The sequence below is a fragment of the Streptomyces tibetensis genome, assembly GCF_007655005.1.
Lineage (GTDB): Bacteria > Actinomycetota > Actinomycetes > Streptomycetales > Streptomycetaceae > Streptomyces > Streptomyces tibetensis.
Map to the genome: position 1 here is coordinate 413,785 of NZ_SZVW01000003.1, position 16,804 is coordinate 430,588.

Sequence of the window (16,804 nt, forward strand, 5' to 3'; positions counted from 1 at the left end):
CGCATCGGGCCATGTCTTGATTAATCTGTTTCCGGAGGCGCGAACGGATGCGCCTCCGCCCCTGCCGCCCCGCCCGGTGCGCCAGGGGTTCCTGCTAACCGAGGAGTGACCCTCTCCGGCGATGGACGGATCGTCCTGCAGTACCTGCGCCGCCCCCTGCCGACATAGCGCGTGTCCCGTTCCCGGGGTACGTGACCGTGTGGAGGCGGCGGCATCATGACCACCCCCCTGCTGCTCCTGGCAGCCGCGTTCCTGCTGATTCTCGCCAACGGATTCTTCGTGGCGGCCGAATTCGGACTCGTGACGGTCGAGCGGCCCGAGGCCGAGAAGGCCGCCGCCGAGGGCGACCGGCGCGCCCACCGTGTCGTCGAATCGCTCAGGGAACTGTCCTTCCAGCTCTCCGGCACCCAGCTCGGCATCACCATCACCTCCCTCGTCGTCGGCATGCTCGCCGAACCGGCGCTCGCCGAGCTGCTGCACGGCCCGTTCACCGCGATCGGCATCCCCGAGGGAGCCGTCTCCGGTGTCACGGTCGTGGTCGGCATGCTGCTGGCCTCCGCCGTGCAGATGGTGATCGGCGAACTCCTGCCCAAGAACTGGGCGGTGTCCCGGCCGCTGCAGGTCGCGCGTTTCGTCGCGGGCCCGCAGCATGTCTTCGCCCGGCTGTTCCGCCCGGTCATCGCCGGCCTCAACGCCGTGGCGAACCGGCTCGTGCGCGCCCTGGGCATCGAACCCACCGCGGAGCTGGCCTCCGCCCGCACCCCCGGCGAGCTCGTCTCCCTGGCCCGCCACTCGGCCCTGGCCGGCGCCCTGGAGCAGGACACGGCCGACCTGTTCGTCCGGACCCTGTCGCTGGGCGAGCTGACCGCGCAGCACGTGATGACGCCGCGCGTGAAGGTCAGCGCCCTGCAGTCCTCGGCCACCGCCGAGGACGTCGTCAACCTGACCCGGGCCACGGGCCTGTCCCGCTTCCCGGTCTACCGGGAGAAGATCGACGAGGTCGTCGGCATGGCCCACCTCAAGGACGCCCTGGCCGTGCCCGTCCAGGACCGGCTGCGCACCCCCGTCGGCCATATCGCCCGTCCGGCGCTGCTCGTCCCCGAGACGCTGCCCGTGCGGCCGCTCCTCACGCGTCTGCGCAGTGAGCAGCCCATCGCGGTCGTCGTCGACGAGTACGGCGGCACCGCCGGTGTCGTCACGCTGGAGGACATCGTCGAGGAGATCGTCGGCGAGGTCCGCGACGAGCACGACGGCCACGACCTGCCCGAGCTGGCCGCCGTGCCGCCGGAGGACGGCAGGCCCGCCTGGGATGTCGACGGCAGCTGCCGGGTCGACATCCTGCAGCGCATAGGCCTCGACGTGCCCGAGGGCCCGTACGAGACCGTCGCGGGCTTGATCGCCGACCTGCTGGGCCGTATCCCGGCCGTCGGCGACAAGGCGGAACTGCCCGGCTGGCGCCTGTCGGTGCGCCAGGTCGGTCACTACCGCGCGGAGCGGGTACGGCTCGTGCGGACCGCCCCGGTGGTCTCCATGGCGGAGGCCGTCCGATGAGCGTGCTCCAGCTTCTGTTCGCCGCGCTGCTCGTGCTCGCCAACGGCTTCTTCGTCGGCGCCGAGTTCGCGCTGGTCTCCGTACGCCGCAGCCAGATCGAACCGCTCGGCACCGCCCGCTCCCGGCAGGTCCTCTACGGGCTGGAGCGACTGCCGCAGATGATGGCGGCGGCCCAGTTCGGCATCACGATCTGCTCGCTGACCCTGGGCGCGGTCGCCGAACCGACGGTCGCGCACCTGCTGGAGCCGGTCTTCGAGTGGATCCACCTGCCGCACGGCATGATCCATCCGCTGACCTACGTCATCGCCCTCGCCGCCGTGGTCTTCTTCCACCTCGTCATCGGCGAGATGGTCCCGAAGAACCTGGCGATGGCGGCCCCCGAGAAGGTCGCGCTGTGGCTCAGCCCCGGCCTGGTCTGGTTCGCGCGCTTCTGCAAGCCCATAACCGCCGCCCTCGGCGCGGTCTCGCAGGGCATCCTGCGGCTCTTCCACGTCGAGCCCAAGGACGAGGTGGAGGCCGTCTTCACCAGTGAGCAGCTCAACCGGCTGGTGGAGGACGCCGGCCAGGCGGGCCTGCTCGACCCCGAGGAGGCCGAGAGCCTGGAGGACGCCCTGGAGCTGGGCTCCCGCCCGGTGACGGACGTCCTGCTCAAGCGGGAGTCGCTGGTGACGGTCAGCCCGTCGGTCACCCCCGGGCGCATCGTCGAGCTCACGGCCCGCACCGGCTACTCCCGGTTCCCGGTCGCCGCGGACAACGGCGCGTTCATGGGGTATCTGCACGTCAAGGACGTCCTCGACGTGGAGGACTCGGACCGGGCCGTTCCGCAGCACCTGTGGCGCCACATGACGACCCTGCGGCCCGAGCTGCCCCTCGACGACGCCCTCACGGTGATGCGGCGGGCGGCGACGCACCTGGCCCAGGTCGCCGACGCGTCCGGCAAGGTGCTCGGGCTGGTCGCGCTGGAGGACGTGCTGGAGCTGCTGGTGGGGGAGGTACGGGATCCCGCGCACCGGGAGGTGCCGGAGGTTCGGGTCACCGAGCCGCGCAGCAGCGAGGAGGCGTTGGCTTCGTAGGTGTTCGGCCGCGGGCGGGTGGGGGCGGCCCGCGGCCGACGACCTCACATCGCCGACGGATCCTGCGGCCCCCGCCCCGACAGGACCTCCCCGTACGCCTGCATCAGATCCGGCAGCCGCAGCGTCGCCAGATCCTCCCGGCCCAGCACCCCGGGGTACACCGACAACCGCAGATCCCGGTACGCGCAGCTCTTCTCGTACAACGTCCGCAGGAACCGCCCGTTGCCCAGTTCGTCGATCCACCCCTGGTCCACCACGTGCCCGGCGATGGACCGCAGCTCGTCCAGGGCCTCCTCGTCCCACAGGTCGCCGTTCTCGGCCGCGAGCACCTTGCCGATCTCGGTGAGTTCGAGCGGCCGGTAGGAGGGGAAGTCGACGCGGGTGGTGAAACGGGACGACAGCCCGGGGTTCGCGGTGAGCAGGCGGTCCATGCCCTCCGGGTAGCCGGCCAGGATCACCACCAGGTGGTCCCGGTTGTCCTCCGCGCGCTTCAGCAGTACCTGCAGGGCCTCGTCGCCGTACGCGTCTCCCTTGCCGTAGCCCGAGTTGGACAGCGCGTAGGCCTCGTCGACGAAGAGGACGCCCCCGAGGGCCGAGTCGATCAGTTCGTTCGCCTTCACGGCCGTCTGCCCGAGGTACTCGCCGACCAGGTCGGCCCGTTGGGCCTCCACGAGATGGTCGCCGCCGAGCAGCCCGAGGGCGTAGAAGACGCGGCCGAGGATGCGGGCGACGGTGGTCTTGCCGGTGCCGGAGGGGCCGGAGAAGACGAAGTGGCGTTTCGGCGGCTGGACCGGGAGTCCCTGACCGGCTCGCAGCCGGGCCATGTTCAACTGCGCCGACAACGCTTTGACCTGGCGTTTCACCGGCTCCAGGCCCACCATGCGTTCGAGCTCGGCGAGAGCCTCCTCCAGTAACGCCGGGTCGGTGGGCCCGGCGGGCAGGGAGGGAGCGGGGCCCGTCCGTTCGCGGACCGGCGGGCCGGTCACCGGTGGCAGAGGGGCGATCGGCGGCTCGGGGTCGGGCAGTCGCAGATCGCGCCCCTCGAGGCCGAAGAGCGGATCGAACCCGTCCGGACCGTCCACGGCGTCCTGGCCCGCACCGGTGAGCGTGATCGCCGCGAGGTCCGTGGCCTCGTCGTACCCGTCGCCCTCGGCGATGGCGGCGAGCCGGGCGGAGGTGTCCATGAAGGCCGGGTCGACGCGGTGCACGGCCCGGTACAGGGGGAGCGCCGCGGCACTGCGGCCGGTGCCCTCGTGTGCCCGGGCCAGCCAGTAGCGCAGCTCCTTGCGCTGGGGCTGCTCGCTGCGGCAGCGCATCAGCGCGGCGGAGAGCAGGGGTTCGGCCTGGCCGAACATCTCCAGACGCACCCGGGCCATACCGCCGAACAGGCCCGCCTCGATGCCGAGCATCGCATCGTCGAGCAGGGGATCGGTGTGACGGACCAGCTGCTCCCAGTCCTTGACCAGATAGGCGCGGCAGGAGTGCAGGAAACGGACCTGGTGGTCGGTGTCCACGGGCGGCAGCCCGGCGAGGGCCCGGTCCAGCTCGGGGACGTGACGGCCGTCCAGCCAGTGGGAGGCGTGCGCGAGCAGCAGGTCGCGGGGGCTCTCCAGTACGGGCTGCACCCACCAGCCCAGCCAGTACCAGGAGTTGAGCGTGCGCTGGTAGCGGGAGCGCTGCTCGCCGAAACGGTCCCGGTGCCGGAACATCCGCAGCAGCGCGGTCGTCGTGTCGACCCGCAGCGCGTGCAGCCCGAGCCAGGCATCGGCCATCCCGGAGTCCATCCGCACGGCGGCCCGGAACTCCTCCTCCGCCTGCGGATACGCGCCCATGGTGTAGGCGTCCACGCCTCGCAGCCAGGCGAGGTCGGCCGGGGCCTGTGGGCCCTGCGTGCCGAAGTCCATCACGTCCCCCACGAACCGTGCCCCCGTCGGTTTGCCAACGAGCCGTCCCCCAGCCGGCTGCCCTGCTCTCGAACCGCTGTGCCACGGACCGGAGTTGCACCGTGCGCGAAGCAACCGTCCGTGGGTCGCGCCGAGGGCATCGTACCTGCGGGGGCGGCGCGCCCGTAGGGTGCCGCACGGGCCGTTCGGCGAGGTGGGAGCGGATGCGGCGGACGCGTGCGCGGTGACCCAGGGTGAGCGCTCGGCGTCACGCGGCGGGCGGAAATCCGGAAGAAGACAGAACGAAGCCCCCGATCACGGGGGAACAACCGGGGGCTTCGCGTCTGTGGGCGGCTCCGATGCCGCTCATTGAGAACGTAAGACCTGTACGGCCCAGCGGTCAAGCCGAGTTGAAGCAGTCCGGCAAGTTGTCCCGCAAGGGCTTTCACAAGTTCAGCACACTGCGGGCGGTCCGTCACCGTGCGTGAGGGGCTGGTCCGGTCCAACGGTCCCGGCAGGTCCCTCGAGCACCTCGTATCCCTTCTCCCGCTGCCGTACAAGAAGGTCGGCGTACGGCCGCGACGGGTCGGCGGCGAAATGCCGGCGCTCGGCGGGGACCCAGCCGTCCCAGAACTCCCGCTGCTCCTCCCCGTCCCGGGACCGCCCGCGCGCCCAGGCCTCCTCGCGCGGCAGCTCCATCCACAGCAGCAGGGTCAGGTGCGGGCGCAGCGCACGGCGCCCCGCGCCGACACCTTCGACGAGGATCACCGGCGCGAGCGGCAGTGCGCGCGGGGAGCCGAAGCGGCGGGCTCGCCAGTCGTAGGGGGCGTAGTGCGCGGTCCTGCCCTGGGTGAGCGGTTCGATCACCTGGTCCAGCAGGCGGCCGGTCCAGTCGAACAGCGCGTCGTGGCTGGCGACGTCGTCGAGGCGCAGCACCGGCGCACCGTCCAGCGCGGCGGCCAACTGCTCGGCGAACGTGCTCTTTCCGGACCCGGCGTGCCCGTCGACCCCCACGAGCCGGACCGGGCCGCAGGCAGGGGGGAGGCTGCGGATCCGGGCGGCCAGATCACGGACGGCGGAGCCCGGGGCAGGGCGGAAGGACGGATTCATCTCGCTCAGCACTCTAACGACGGTGTCAGCCGCGAACGCCACTGGTCGACGGCGTCTGCCGTGTACGCCACTGGTCGACGCCAATATTGGTGGGCGCGGCGCGCGTCGAAGTGCTGGCAGGACACGGCCGCCTGTGCTCATATGTGGCGCACGCACGGAGGTGAACCGCCGTGCACGGACCTGCTCCGCACCTGCCCGACTCCGACATCCGGGGGCCCCGCCATGCGCAGAGCCGAACAGCCGTCCCGCCGTACCGTCCTGGCCGCCGCGGTCGCCGCCGCCGTCACCGCGAGCGCGGGCCCGGCGGCCGCCGACCCCGAGGCCCTCATGACGACCGACACCGCAGACCCCGCCCGGGCGGTCCCGGCCCGTACCGTCGACAACAGGTTCTGGGTCTCGTTCGGCGACTGGTCCGGCGGCACCGCGAAGGGCACCCGGGCCGTGGCGGGCGCCCGCGCGGGCGTGGTCATCGCGAAGCCGGCCGGGACGGTCGACTACACGGACCCGCACACCGGCACCACCGCCGCCTGGGAGTACGCCACCTGGACGTCCCCCGTCCACCGGCTCGCCGTCCCCGCGACCGAGGCGATCGTCTCCTGGAACGCGCACACCCCGGCCGGCACCTGGATCCAGGCCGAGATCAAGGCCACCTACACCGACGGCTCCAGCACGCCCTGGTACGTGATGGGCCGCTGGGCCGCCGGCGACCGGGACATCCGCCGCACCTCGGTCGACGACCAGAAGGACACCAAGAGCACGGTCTGGACCGACACACTGGCGATCGACGACCCGTCGACCGGTCTGCGCCTGGCCTCCTACCGGCTGCGCCTGACCCTCCACCGCAAGCCCGGCACCAAGGCCACTCCGACCGTGTGGCGGCTCGGCGCCATGGGCTCCGACGTGCCCGACCGCTTCACCGTCCCGGCGTCCGCGCCCGGACTCGCGAAGGAACTCGCCGTCCCGCGCTACTCACAGGAGATCCACAAGGGCCGGTACCCCGAGTACGACAACGGCGGCGAGGCCTGGTGCAGCCCGACCTCCTCCCAGATGATCATCGAGTACTGGGGCGGCCGGCTCACCGCCGGGCAACTGGAGTGGGTCGATCCCGCGTACGACGACCCGCAGGTGTGCCACGCGGCCCGCTTCACCTACGACTACCAGTACGCCGGCTGCGGCAACTGGCCCTTCAACGCCGCCTACGCGGCCACGTTCAAGGACCTCCAGGGCGTGGTCACCCGGCTCGGCTCGCTCGCCGACCTGGAGACGCTGATCGCCGCGGGCATCCCGGCCATAACGTCCCAGTCGTTCCTCAAGGAGGAGCTGACCGGCGCCGGGTACGGCACCGCGGGGCACCTGATGACCGTCGTCGGCTTCACCGCCGACGGTGACGTGATCGCCAACGACCCCTTCTCGGCGACCAACGAGGCCGTGCGGCGCGTCTACCGGCGGCGGGAGTGGGAGAACATCTGGCTTCGTACCAAGCGGTACAACGCCTCGGGCAAGGTCGTCTCGGGCACCGGCGGCGTCTGCTATCTGTACTTCCCGGCCCGCCCGAACGCGGCGCAGCGCATGGCACTGGCGGCCGTGGGCGTGCGCGTGTGACCGAGCTTACGGCCGCAAAAGCCGCCTCAGGTGGCAAGGTGGACGGAACGGCGGGGGGATTCCGTCCGTATACCGACCCAGCGAGAAGCCATGACCGCACAGTCAGCCACCGTCCACCGCGCCCGCACCGGCGGCCCCCGGGACGACGGACCGAAGATCGTCGAGCACCTCATGGGCTGGGCCCTCGTCGTGGTCGTCGCGATGCTCGTGACCCGGCTCGGGCTGCTGTGACCTGACCCACGACCCGGCGGTGAGGCCTGCCATACTGCGGAGGTCCCACCCCGCCCGTTGAGACCAGGGTCGAAAGTGAATATCAGCCCCCAGCCTGCCGCGCGCCCCAGGGCCCGCGGCACCGAGCGCTCGATGGCGCGCCGTGCCGAACTCATCGCCATCGGGCGGAGGTTGTTCGCCGACACGTCGTACGACGCCCTGTCGATGGACGACATCGCCCGGCAGGCGCACGTCGCCAAGGGGCTGATCTACTACTACTTCCAGTCCAAGCGCGGCTACTACCTGGCCATCGTCCAGGACTCGGTCACCGAACTGCTGACCCTCGCGGCGAGCGGCCCGGAACTGCCCCCGGTCGACCGGGTCCAGCGCACCATCGACAGCTATCTGCGCTACGCCGAGCACAACCAGGCGGCGTACCGCACGATCGTGAGCGGCGGCGTCGGCTTCGACACCGAGGTGCACGCCATCCGCGACGGAGTGCGCGAGGCCGTCGTGACCACCATCGCCGAGGGTGCGTACGGCCGCGCCGACATCACCCCGCTGGCGCGCATGGGCCTGCTGTCCTGGGTGTGCAGCGTCGAGGGCGCCACGCTCGAATGGATCGACCGTCCAGAACTGCCCCGCGGCACCATGTGCGAGCTGCTCGTGAAGACCCTCGGCGGTGCCCTGCGCGCGATCGAGGAACTCGACCCCGCCCACCAGGCCCCGCAGCCCGCGCGCCGGGGCCTGTGAACGAGGGGCGGAGGGCCGCCGCGGACCCCCCGCCCCTGGGTCCGTGCCCTACCTGATGGCCTTGATCAGCTCCCCGTTCGCCGTGTCGCCGCTCAGCTCCCAGAAGAACGTGCCGCCCAGGCCCTGCTGGTCCTTGTAGTTCATCTTGGTGCCGATGGTCGCCGGGGAGTCGTAACTCCACCAGTTGCTGCCGCACTTGGCGTACGCCGTGCCGGCCACGGTCCCCGTCGCAGGGCACGTGGTCTTGAGCACCTTGTAGTCCTCGATGCCCTGCTCGTAGGTGCCGGCCGCCGGGCCGGTCGCGGTGCCGCCGGGGGCCGCCTGGGTGACGCCGGTCCAGCCGCGGCCGTAGAAGCCGATGCCCAGCAGCAGCTTGGAGGCGGGGATGCCGAGGCCCTTGAGCTTCGCGATGGTCGCCGAGGAGTGGTAGCCGGCCTTCGGGATGCCGGAGTACGAGGTCAGCGGCGAATGCGGGGCCGTGGGGCCGGCGGCGTCCCAGGCGCCGAAGAAGTCGTAGGTCATCGGGTTGTACCAATCGACGTACTGGGCGGCGCCCGCGTAGTCCGCCGCGTCGATCTTGCCGCCCGGGGTGGCGTCGGCGGTGATCGCCGCGGTGACCAGGTTCCGGGAGCCGAACTTGGCGCGCAGCGCCTGCATCAGGGTGCGAAAGGCCGCCTTGCCGCTGGTGTCGCAGGTGGCGCTGCAGGTGTTCGGGTACTCCCAGTCGATGTCGATGCCGTCGAAGACATCGGCCCACTTGGAGTTCTCGACGAGGTCGTAGCAGGACCGGGCGAAGGCGGCCGGGTTCTTCGCCGCCTCGCCGAAGCCGCCCGACCAGGTCCAGCCGCCGAAGGACCACAGGACCTTGAGGTTCGGGTGCTTCTGCTTCAGCTTGCGCAGCTGGTTGAAGTTGCCGCGCAGCGGCTGGTCCCAGGTGTCGGCCTTGCCGTCGACGGACTCGGCGGCCGTGTAGGCCCGGTCGGTGGCGGCGTAGCCGTCGCCCATGGCGCACCTGCCGCCGGTGACGTTGCCGAAGGCGTAGTTGATGTGGGTGAGCCTGCCGCCCGATCCGGACGTCTCGATGTTCTTGACGTGGTACTTGCGGTCGTAGGTGCCCCATTCGGTGAAGTACCCGATGACCTTGGAGCCGGCGGCCCTGGCGCCTGGAGCGGCCTTCGCACCTGCGGCGGCCTCCTGAGCCGAGGTCGCCGCGGTGGCGGAGGTGCCCGCGGCCAGTAGACCGGCGCCGAGGACGGCGCAACAGGCCGCGGACACGATGGCCCGGAAGCGGGAACGGTGGGGGGTGTGCATCCGGTGTCTCCTCGTGGGGAGAGGGAACGCGCGCCGATTGGCATGAACGCGGTGAATCGGTGGAGCGAAACAGTAGGAGGACTAGACCAGTTGGGTCAATGGTGCGGACCAATTCCGCCGACTCCGACGGGCTCCGCCATTTCTTGAAGTGAGCGGTCGTTAACTGGTGACTCGATGCCTCCGATCGGGCATACTCACAGCGCACAGCCGCTGGTCAGCAGCTTCCGAGACCCGGGACTGCAAGCATCGGCAAGGCACCAGAACGACCCGGCGGCGCCGCCCCCACCCATGGGCCCGTCCGCCAGTGCCCGACAGGGAGGAGAGCGTCGCCATGCCCGACCGCGCCCGTCAGCCGGTGGACCGACAACTGCCCACGGAGGAGGCCCGGGACCTGATCTCGCTCGTGCGCGACATCGCGCAGCAGGAGATCACCCCGAAGGCGGCCGAGGAGGAGGACGCCGGCCGCTTCCCGCGTGAGCTGTTCACGCTGCTCTCCCGCTCCGGACTGCTCGGCCTGCCCTACGACTCCGAGTACGGCGGTGGCGACCAGCCCTACGAGGTGTACCTCCAGGTCCTGGAGGAGCTGGCCGCCGCCCGCCTCACCGTCGGTCTCGGCGTCAGCGTGCACTCCCTGGCCTCCTACGCCCTCGCCGCCTACGGCACCAAGGAGCAGCAGGTCGAACACCTGCCGGCGATGCTCGGCGGCGGCCTGCTGGGTGCCTACTGCCTCTCCGAGCCGCACTCCGGATCGGACGCGGCCGCCCTGCGCACCAAGGCCGTGCGGGACGGTGACGACTGGGTGATCACCGGCAGCAAGGCCTGGATCACCCACGGCGGGATCGCCGACTTCTACACCGTCATGGCCCGCACCGGCGAGGAGGGCCCGCGCGGGATCACGGCCTTCCTGGTGCCGGGCGACGCGGAGGGCCTGAGTGCCGCCGTGCCCGAGAAGAAGATGGGCATGAAGGGCTCGCCCACCGCGCAGGTGCACTTCGACGGCGTCCGGGTGTCCGACGACCGGCGCATCGGCGAGGAGGGGCAGGGCTTCGCGATCGCCCTGTCCTCGCTCGACTCGGGGCGGCTCGGCATCTCGGCGTGCGCGATCGGCGTGGCGCAGGCCGCGCTGGACGAGGCGGTGGCCTACGCGGCCGAGAGGCGACAGTTCGGCAAGCCGATCGCCGACTTCCAGGGGCTACGCTTCATGCTCGCCGACATGGCCACCCAGATCGAGGCGGGCCGTGCGCTCTACCTCGCGGCGGCACGGCTGAAAGACGCCGGTCGGCCGTTCGCCAGGCAGGCCGCGATGGCCAAGCTGCACTGCACCGACACGGCGATGCGGGTCACCACCGACGCCGTGCAGGTCCTCGGCGGCTACGGCTACACCGCCGACTTCCCGGCCGAGCGCTACATGCGCGAGGCCAAGGTGCTGCAGATCGTGGAGGGCACCAACCAGATCCAGCGGATGGTCATCGCCCGCCATCTCGTGGGTCCAGAGGGACGCTGAACTGGTCGAGGCCCCGCCAGGGGGCCGCGAGCCGCATCCACTCCGGGTCGTGCCGACCCGGCAGGGTGCGGCCGCCCTCGGCCCAGGTCCGCATCAGGTCGCGGTAGATCGGCGGGTCCTGATAGCGGGGCGGAGCCGGCCGAACCGATTCTGCGGGCGGCGGGACGTACAGGAGGCGCTGACGCCCGGTCGCTGAGGAGATGGGGGTCATACCAGGGCAACGCGGCGAAGCCAGGACAGGTCACCGGTGTGGGGAATCGGGCGTGCGTTCAGAGGCGTCCGGGTCCCCGGGCGCACCGGTCAGGCCGCATCGGCCGGCGCCGCGCGCCGGGACGCACCGAACCCGCACCACGGCGCTTCGCCGGAGCCGTGGTGCGGGTTCGGTGCGTAACGGAAGCGGCGGGCGGAAACGCCCGCGCTCAGGCCGCGCGTCGCATGACCGGGACCCTGATCGGGCGCGAGCCCGGGCCGCCGACATGCGAGAAGGGCTGGGTCCGCCAGTCGAGGCCCTGAGGGAGCGTCAACAGCAGGGCGGTGTCCTGCTCCTGTGGTTCCACGGACTCGTCCGCGGGGCGGGCGTCCGCGGCCCTGCGGCCGGTTCCGGCGCAGACCGTCAGACCGAAGGGGTTCCACGGCGAGGCGCACAGCGCGTGCTCCGGCAGAACCTCCTCGTCCGCCAGCAGGGCGATGGGCTGCGCGCAGTCCGGGCAGACGACCCGGAACATCTCGAACGTGTCGTAGGCGTCGAGTTCGTCGTCGTAGGCGTCGCGTTCGACGCCCTCCGGCTCGGGCTCGACGACGAGCTGCCGCTTGGGTGCGGTGCGACCAGGGCGCTTAAGACTCTGCATTGGGTTCTCCCCCTCGGGCTGGGCCGTATCAGGCACTGCGGCCTCGACCACAGCAAGCACTTCCCGTCCCCCCTGGGCGGTAATCACGAGAACATCACGGAGGCTGTTCGAGCCCTGTGGCGTTCGTCACATACCCCGCCCGGGTGTCCACTGCGGTGCGTTTGTCCCCCGGACGGCTGACCGTCGGCTTCCGGACACATCACGAACCGGGCATGACCTGGGCTGCTCAGGTATCGGAGGAGATCAACCGCCCTGTAGGTTCTTGCGCCATGGAGGAGCTGGACCGACAGATCGTGCAGCTGCTCGTCAAGGACGGGCGGATGAGCTACACCGACCTGGGCAAGGCGACGGGGCTGTCCACGTCGGCCGTGCACCAGCGGGTGCGGCGGCTGGAGCAGCGTGGCGTCATCCGGGGCTATGCCGCGGTCGTCGACCCGGAGGCCGTCGGGCTGCCCATGACGGCGTTCATCTCGGTGAAACCGTTCGATCCCAGTGCTCCGGACGACATCGCGGACCGGCTGGCCGGCGTGCCCGAGATCGAGGCCTGCCACAGTGTCGCCGGCGACGAGAACTACATCCTGAAGGTGCGGGTGGCGACGCCCCACGAGCTGGAGGAGCTGCTGGCGCGGGTGCGGTCGCTGGCCGGGGTGTCGACGCGGACGACTGTCGTGTTGTCCACGCCGTACGAGGCGCGGCCGCCCAGGATCTGACCGCACGTCCGCGGCTGCGCGTCGTGTGTGCTCGATCGCGCAGTTCCGCGCGCCCCTTTGCGGGGGCGTGACGTACGGCCTGTGAGACTGTGCTCCATGAGTGAGTCCAGTGCGCCGCCGAAGACCGTCCTGCTACGCCGCGGTGAGGTCCACAGCCCTGCCGACCCCTTCGCCACCGCGATGGTCGTGGAGCGCGGGCAGGTCGCCTGGGTGGGGTCCGAGGGGGCCGCCGACGCCTTCGCCGACGGGGTCGACGAGGTGGTCGACCTCGACGGGGCACTGGTCACCCCCGCGTTCACCGATGCGCATGTGCACACCACCGCGACGGGACTCGCCCTCACCGGGCTCGATCTGTCCGGCGCCCCCTCCCTCGAGGCGGCCCTGGCTCTCGTACGGGACTTCGCCGCCGCCCGTCCGCACGACCGGGTGCTGCTCGGGCACGGGTGGGACGCCGCCCGCTGGCCCGGGGGCCGGCCCCCGACGCGCGCCGAACTCGACGAGGCCACCGGGCACCGGCCCCTCTACCTCAGCCGGATCGACGTCCACTCGGCGGTCGTCACCACGGCCCTGCTCGACCTGGTCCCCGATGCCACCCGGGTGGACGGACCGCTCACCGCCGACGCCCATCACGCCGTGCGCGCCGCCGCGTTCGCCGCCGTCACGCCGCAGCAGCGCGGCGACGCCCAGCGCGCCGCGCTCGCGCACGCCGTCTCCCTCGGGATCGGCACGCTCCACGAGTGCGCCGGGCCGGAGATCTCCTCCGAGGACGACTTCACCGGCCTGCTGCGCATCGCGGGCGAGGAGCCCGGACCGCGGGTCGTCGGCTACTGGGCCGAGCAGGACGTCGCCAAGGCACGGGAGCTGGGCGCGGCCGGCGCCGCGGGGGACCTGTTCGTCGACGGCGCCCTCGGCTCGCACACGGCCTGTCTGCACCAGCCGTACGCCGACGCCGGGCACACCGGCATCGCCTACCTGGACGCCGACGCCGTCGCGGCGCACGTCGTGGCCTGCACCGAGGCGGGCCTGCAGGCCGGTTTCCACGCCATCGGCGACTCGGCCGTGGACGCCGTGGTGGAAGGGGTGCGCGCCGCCGCCGAGAAGCTCGGGCTCGGCCGGGTCCGGGCCGCCCGGCACCGCGTCGAGCACGCCGAGATGCTCACTCCGGAGAGTGTCGCCGCCTTCGCCGAGCTCGGCCTCACGGCATCCGTGCAGCCCGCGTTCGACGCCCTGTGGGGCGGCGAGGAGGGCATGTACGCGCAGCGCCTGGGCGTGGAGCGGGCCCGTGGCCTGAACCCCTTCGCGGCCCTGCTGCGCGCGGGTGTCCCGCTGGCCTTCGGCTCCGACAGCCCGGTGACGCCGCTCGACCCGTGGGGCACGGTCCGGGCCGCCGCCTTCCACCGCACGCCGGAGCACCGCGTCTCCGTGCGCGCCGCGTTCACGGCCCACACGCGCGGCGGCTGGCGGGCCGTGGGACGGGACGACGCGGGCGTTCTGGTCCCCGGCGCCCCCGCCGACTACGCCGTCTGGCGCACCGGCGAACTCGTCGTCCAGGCCCCGGACGACCGCGTCGCCCGCTGGTCGACGGACCCCCGCTCCGGCACCCCGGGTCTTCCCGATCTCACTCCGGGCCGCGACCTGCCCGTCTGTCTGCGCACCGTGGTGGGCGGACGCACGGTCTTCGTACGGCCGGGCGAGTGATCTACGGGGGTGGCGCGCATGAAGTCGTGTGCCGAGCCCCCGGCGCGCGACCTGCGTATCCTCGGCGCTGACCAGGGCTTTGCCGCGAGATGCGCAGGTCGAACGGCTGTTGACAGGCGGCCGCAGGAGGCCGGTAGGTTCGGCCGAGTCCACCACCGGACGCCCGACCGGGGAACGTCCGAGCACTCGCCGCGGCGCCGCCGGGTCAGGGACGGTGTGCCGCACCGGGGCACCGTCACTGGGAGCCAGGCTCAGGCCGGTGCAGCGCCGAGGGAACGTTCCGGCCGGTCGGGGAGGTGTGACCCGGGTGGGGCCCGCGCGCTCAGTAGACAACGGCTTCAGGTCGATCCGCAGCCGGCGGATCCCAGGTCGGCCCGAAGGGCGCCGGGCCCCCATCCGCCGCACACGCGCACCCGGAGGCGCGCTCTTACCCCCGTCTTCCGGATTGGACACCACGATTCGAACGTCCTGTCACGTCATCGCAGGCCGGGCCCACTATGGTGGACCTCTGCGTATGAACATGAAGGGGCAGCAGTGAACGACGGCGACGGAACCCTCCCGGCAGAAGCCGGGGTGAGGAAGTTCGGCCCGCTCGGCACGGCCTTGGTGATCATCCCGACCTACAACGAGGCGGAGAACATCAAGAGCATCGTCGGCCGGGTACGCGAGGCCGTCCCCGAGGCGCACGTACTCGTGGCCGACGACAACAGCCCGGACGGCACGGGCAAGCTGGCCGACGAGCTGACCGTCGAGGACGACCACGTCCACGTGCTGCACCGCAAGGGCAAGGAGGGCCTGGGCGCCGCCTACCTCGCGGGCTTCCGCTGGGGCCTGGAGCGCGACTACGGCGTGCTGATCGAGATGGACGCCGACGGCTCCCACCAGCCCGAGGAACTGCCCCGTCTGCTCACCGCCCTCAAGAGCGCCGACCTGGTGCTGGGCTCGCGCTGGGTGCCGGGCGGCCGGGTGGTGAACTGGCCGAAGTCCCGCGAGGTGATCTCCCGGGGCGGCAGCCTCTACTCCCGGCTGGCGCTCGACCTGCCGCTGCGCGACATCACCGGCGGTTACCGTGCCTTCCGCCGCGAGACCCTGGAGGGCCTCGGCCTCGACGAGGTCGCCTCCCAGGGGTACTGCTTCCAGGTCGACCTCGCCCGCCGCGCGGTCAAGGCCGGCTACCACGTGATCGAAGTGCCCATCACGTTCGTCGAGCGCGAACTCGGCGACTCCAAGATGAGCCGCGACATCCTCGTCGAGGCGCTGTGGCGCGTCACGGCGTGGGGCGTGGGGGAGCGGGTCGGCAAGGTCACGGGGCGCGGCGGCAAGCCCTCGAAGCCGTAGCGGCAGCCCCCGGCAGACCACTTCGGGGGCGGTCGTTCACAGGAACAGCTGATGGTGGCCTTATCCCGTGCTGAGCCGGGGCCAGGCACACTGGACGCATGACGACTGGCGCTCAGACCCCGCTGTCCCCTGCCCGGCCCAAGCGCTCCCGGCTGCGTACGTTCCTGCCGCTGGGCGTCGCCGCATGGCTGGTGCTGGAGATCTGGCTGCTCACCCTCGTCGCGGGGGCGACCAGCGGGCTGGTGGTCTTCCTCCTTCTGCTGGCGGGTCTCGTCCTCGGCTCGGTCGTCATCAAGCGGGCCGGACGGCGGGCCTTCCGCAAGCTCTCCGAGGCGCTGCAACAGCAGCAGAGCGGTGTGATGTCCGAAGCGGGCCGGTCCAACAGCGAGGGCAACGGCCTGATGATGCTGGGCGGCCTGCTCCTGATGATCCCCGGTCTGGTCTCGGACGCGGTGGGCCTGCTCCTGCTGCTGCCGCCGGTCCAGAAGATCGTGAGCCGCTCGGCGGAGCGCACCTTCGAGCGCAAGCTCCGGGAGGCCGGCGCGGGCGGCCTGGGCGGTGCCTTCCAGCAGGCCCGTATGCACCGGCCCGACGGCAAGGTCGTCCAGGGCGAGGTCGTCAGGGACGAGCCGGGCGACGCCCCGCAGCAGCCGCGCCCGCCGCTGACGCACTGAGCGGTCCCCGGGAGCGCGCAGCCGAGGGGCCGTTCTCCGACCCGCGCCCCGGGGTAGCCGGACATGGACAAGACCGCGGGCGCCGTACTTCACGTACGGCGCCCGCGGTCTTGTGCTGTGCTGTTGTTCGGGCCAGGCCTTGGGGGACTAGGCCGACTTGCGGCTGTCACGGGGATGAACAGCGATGTTCATCGCGCCGGAACGCAGCACCGCCAGGCGCTCCTCGAGGACCTCTTCGAGTTCCTCACGGGTGCGCCGCTCCATCAGCATGTCCCAATGCGTACGCGCGGGCTTGCCCTTCTTCTCTTCAGGGACATCGCCGTCCACGAGGAGTGCCTGGGCCCCACAGACCTTGCACTCCCACTCCGGCGGGATCTCCGCCTCGACCGAGAAGGGCATCTCGAACCGGTGCCCCTTCTCGCATGCGTACTCCACGGCCTGGCGCGGGGCCAGGTCGATGCCGCGGTCCGTCTCGTAGCTGGTCACCACGAGGCGCGTGCCGCGAAGAGCTCGCTCACTCATGAATCGTGCCTCCCGGG

General features: G+C 71.7%; 16 protein-coding genes. 10 read left to right on the forward strand and 6 right to left on the reverse strand.

Annotated features, from left to right (window positions below; all coding sequences use genetic code 11):
* Nucleotides 1-216: 216 nt before the first annotated feature.
* Nucleotides 217-1,551 (forward strand): hemolysin family protein, encoded by a 1,335-nt coding sequence (locus FDO69_RS06825; protein ID WP_104778829.1) that lies wholly within the window; start codon nt 217-219, stop codon nt 1,549-1,551.
* Nucleotides 1,548-2,624, forward strand: coding sequence for a hemolysin family protein (locus tag FDO69_RS06830; protein WP_104778830.1), 1,077 nt, complete (start codon nt 1,548-1,550; stop codon nt 2,622-2,624). Before FDO69_RS06825 ends, FDO69_RS06830 begins: the two co-directional genes overlap by 4 nt.
* A 44-nt stretch (nt 2,625-2,668) precedes the next feature.
* Here the strand turns inward: FDO69_RS06830 and FDO69_RS06835 are convergent, their stop codons facing one another.
* Together FDO69_RS06835 and FDO69_RS06840 are read right to left on the reverse strand one after the other, a co-directional pair.
* Nucleotides 2,669-4,528, reverse strand: a complete 1,860-nt coding sequence (locus tag FDO69_RS06835) for an AAA family ATPase (RefSeq protein ID WP_104778831.1) — start codon at nt 4,526-4,528, stop codon at nt 2,669-2,671.
* A 432-nt stretch (nt 4,529-4,960) separates the two neighbouring features.
* A complete protein-coding gene (locus FDO69_RS06840) occupies nt 4,961-5,617 on the reverse strand; it encodes a uridine kinase family protein (protein WP_104778832.1) in 657 nt (218 codons plus the stop codon).
* Between the two features lie 222 nt (nt 5,618-5,839).
* On the opposite strand from FDO69_RS06840, the gene FDO69_RS06845 reads away from it, so the two are divergent.
* From FDO69_RS06845 to FDO69_RS06855, 3 genes are all read left to right on the forward strand, one after another.
* Nucleotides 5,840-7,219 carry a peptidase C39 family protein gene (locus FDO69_RS06845; protein ID WP_104778912.1) on the forward strand — a complete coding sequence of 460 codons (1,380 nt, stop codon included), beginning with the start codon at nt 5,840-5,842 and terminating at the stop codon, nt 7,217-7,219.
* Between the two features lie 90 nt (nt 7,220-7,309).
* Nucleotides 7,310-7,450 carry an SCO1431 family membrane protein gene (locus tag FDO69_RS06850; protein ID WP_104778833.1) on the forward strand — a complete coding sequence of 47 codons (141 nt, stop codon included), beginning with the start codon at nt 7,310-7,312 and terminating at the stop codon, nt 7,448-7,450.
* 75 nt (nt 7,451-7,525) lie between these two features.
* Nucleotides 7,526-8,182 (forward strand): TetR/AcrR family transcriptional regulator, encoded by a 657-nt coding sequence (locus FDO69_RS06855; protein WP_104778834.1) that lies wholly within the window; start codon nt 7,526-7,528, stop codon nt 8,180-8,182.
* A 48-nt stretch (nt 8,183-8,230) separates the two neighbouring features.
* Here the strand turns inward: FDO69_RS06855 and FDO69_RS06860 are convergent, their stop codons facing one another.
* Nucleotides 8,231-9,493, reverse strand: a complete 1,263-nt coding sequence (locus tag FDO69_RS06860; RefSeq protein WP_104778835.1) for a glycoside hydrolase family 18 protein — start codon at nt 9,491-9,493, stop codon at nt 8,231-8,233.
* Between the two features lie 331 nt (nt 9,494-9,824).
* On the opposite strand from FDO69_RS06860, the gene FDO69_RS06865 reads away from it, so the two are divergent.
* A complete protein-coding gene (locus tag FDO69_RS06865) occupies nt 9,825-10,997 on the forward strand; it encodes an acyl-CoA dehydrogenase family protein (RefSeq protein ID WP_104778836.1) in 1,173 nt (390 codons plus the stop codon).
* Here the strand turns inward: FDO69_RS06865 and FDO69_RS42990 are convergent.
* The gene (locus FDO69_RS42990) at nt 10,960-11,208 is read right to left on the reverse strand and encodes a hypothetical protein (protein WP_078615159.1); all 249 of its coding nucleotides are present in this window, start codon (nt 11,206-11,208) and stop codon (nt 10,960-10,962) included. The two genes, FDO69_RS06865 and FDO69_RS42990, sit on opposite strands and share 38 nt — an antisense overlap.
* Nucleotides 11,209-11,416: 208 nt before the next feature.
* Nucleotides 11,417-11,845, reverse strand: a complete 429-nt coding sequence (locus FDO69_RS06875) for a hypothetical protein (protein WP_104778837.1) — start codon at nt 11,843-11,845, stop codon at nt 11,417-11,419.
* Between the two features lie 269 nt (nt 11,846-12,114).
* On the opposite strand from FDO69_RS06875, the gene FDO69_RS06880 reads away from it, so the two are divergent.
* The 4 genes from FDO69_RS06880 to fxsA all read left to right on the forward strand — a co-directional run bounded on the left by FDO69_RS06880 (nt 12,115) and on the right by fxsA (nt 16,265).
* Nucleotides 12,115-12,555, forward strand: a complete 441-nt coding sequence (locus FDO69_RS06880) for an Lrp/AsnC family transcriptional regulator (RefSeq protein ID WP_006136660.1) — start codon at nt 12,115-12,117, stop codon at nt 12,553-12,555.
* Between the two features lie 96 nt (nt 12,556-12,651).
* Entirely contained in the window at nt 12,652-14,253 is a 1,602-nt protein-coding gene (locus FDO69_RS06885) for an amidohydrolase (RefSeq protein WP_104778838.1), read from the forward strand.
* A 534-nt stretch (nt 14,254-14,787) separates the two neighbouring features.
* Nucleotides 14,788-15,591, forward strand: a complete 804-nt coding sequence (locus FDO69_RS06890) for a polyprenol monophosphomannose synthase (RefSeq protein WP_104778839.1) — start codon at nt 14,788-14,790, stop codon at nt 15,589-15,591.
* Between the two features lie 98 nt (nt 15,592-15,689).
* Nucleotides 15,690-16,265 carry an FxsA family membrane protein gene (gene fxsA, locus FDO69_RS06895; RefSeq protein ID WP_104778840.1) on the forward strand — a complete coding sequence of 192 codons (576 nt, stop codon included), beginning with the start codon at nt 15,690-15,692 and terminating at the stop codon, nt 16,263-16,265.
* Between the two features lie 147 nt (nt 16,266-16,412).
* Here the strand turns inward: fxsA and FDO69_RS06900 are convergent, their stop codons facing one another.
* Nucleotides 16,413-16,787 carry an RNA polymerase-binding protein RbpA gene (locus tag FDO69_RS06900; RefSeq protein WP_030247095.1) on the reverse strand — a complete coding sequence of 125 codons (375 nt, stop codon included), beginning with the start codon at nt 16,785-16,787 and terminating at the stop codon, nt 16,413-16,415.
* Nucleotides 16,788-16,804 lie beyond the last annotated feature (17 nt).

What these genes read in the sequence shown, in the direction of transcription:
- FDO69_RS06825 (WP_104778829.1), top strand. Translation starts at nt 217, where the DNA reads ATGACCACCCCCCTGCTGCTCCTGGCAGCCGCGTTCCTGCTGATTCTC.
- FDO69_RS06830 (WP_104778830.1), top strand. Translation starts at nt 1,548, where the DNA reads ATGAGCGTGCTCCAGCTTCTGTTCGCCGCGCTGCTCGTGCTCGCCAAC.
- FDO69_RS06835 (WP_104778831.1), bottom strand. Translation starts at nt 4,528, where the DNA reads ATGGACTTCGGCACGCAGGGCCCACAGGCCCCGGCCGACCTCGCCTGG.
- FDO69_RS06840 (WP_104778832.1), bottom strand. Translation starts at nt 5,617, where the DNA reads ATGAATCCGTCCTTCCGCCCTGCCCCGGGCTCCGCCGTCCGTGATCTG.
- FDO69_RS06845 (WP_104778912.1), top strand. Translation starts at nt 5,840, where the DNA reads ATGCGCAGAGCCGAACAGCCGTCCCGCCGTACCGTCCTGGCCGCCGCG.
- FDO69_RS06850 (WP_104778833.1), top strand. Translation starts at nt 7,310, where the DNA reads ATGACCGCACAGTCAGCCACCGTCCACCGCGCCCGCACCGGCGGCCCC.
- FDO69_RS06860 (WP_104778835.1), bottom strand. Translation starts at nt 9,493, where the DNA reads ATGCACACCCCCCACCGTTCCCGCTTCCGGGCCATCGTGTCCGCGGCC.
- FDO69_RS06865 (WP_104778836.1), top strand. Translation starts at nt 9,825, where the DNA reads ATGCCCGACCGCGCCCGTCAGCCGGTGGACCGACAACTGCCCACGGAG.
- FDO69_RS42990 (WP_078615159.1), bottom strand. Translation starts at nt 11,208, where the DNA reads ATGACCCCCATCTCCTCAGCGACCGGGCGTCAGCGCCTCCTGTACGTC.
- FDO69_RS06875 (WP_104778837.1), bottom strand. Translation starts at nt 11,845, where the DNA reads ATGCAGAGTCTTAAGCGCCCTGGTCGCACCGCACCCAAGCGGCAGCTC.
- FDO69_RS06880 (WP_006136660.1), top strand. Translation starts at nt 12,115, where the DNA reads ATGGAGGAGCTGGACCGACAGATCGTGCAGCTGCTCGTCAAGGACGGG.
- FDO69_RS06885 (WP_104778838.1), top strand. Translation starts at nt 12,652, where the DNA reads ATGAGTGAGTCCAGTGCGCCGCCGAAGACCGTCCTGCTACGCCGCGGT.
- fxsA (WP_104778840.1), top strand. Translation starts at nt 15,690, where the DNA reads ATGACGACTGGCGCTCAGACCCCGCTGTCCCCTGCCCGGCCCAAGCGC.
- FDO69_RS06900 (WP_030247095.1), bottom strand. Translation starts at nt 16,787, where the DNA reads ATGAGTGAGCGAGCTCTTCGCGGCACGCGCCTCGTGGTGACCAGCTAC.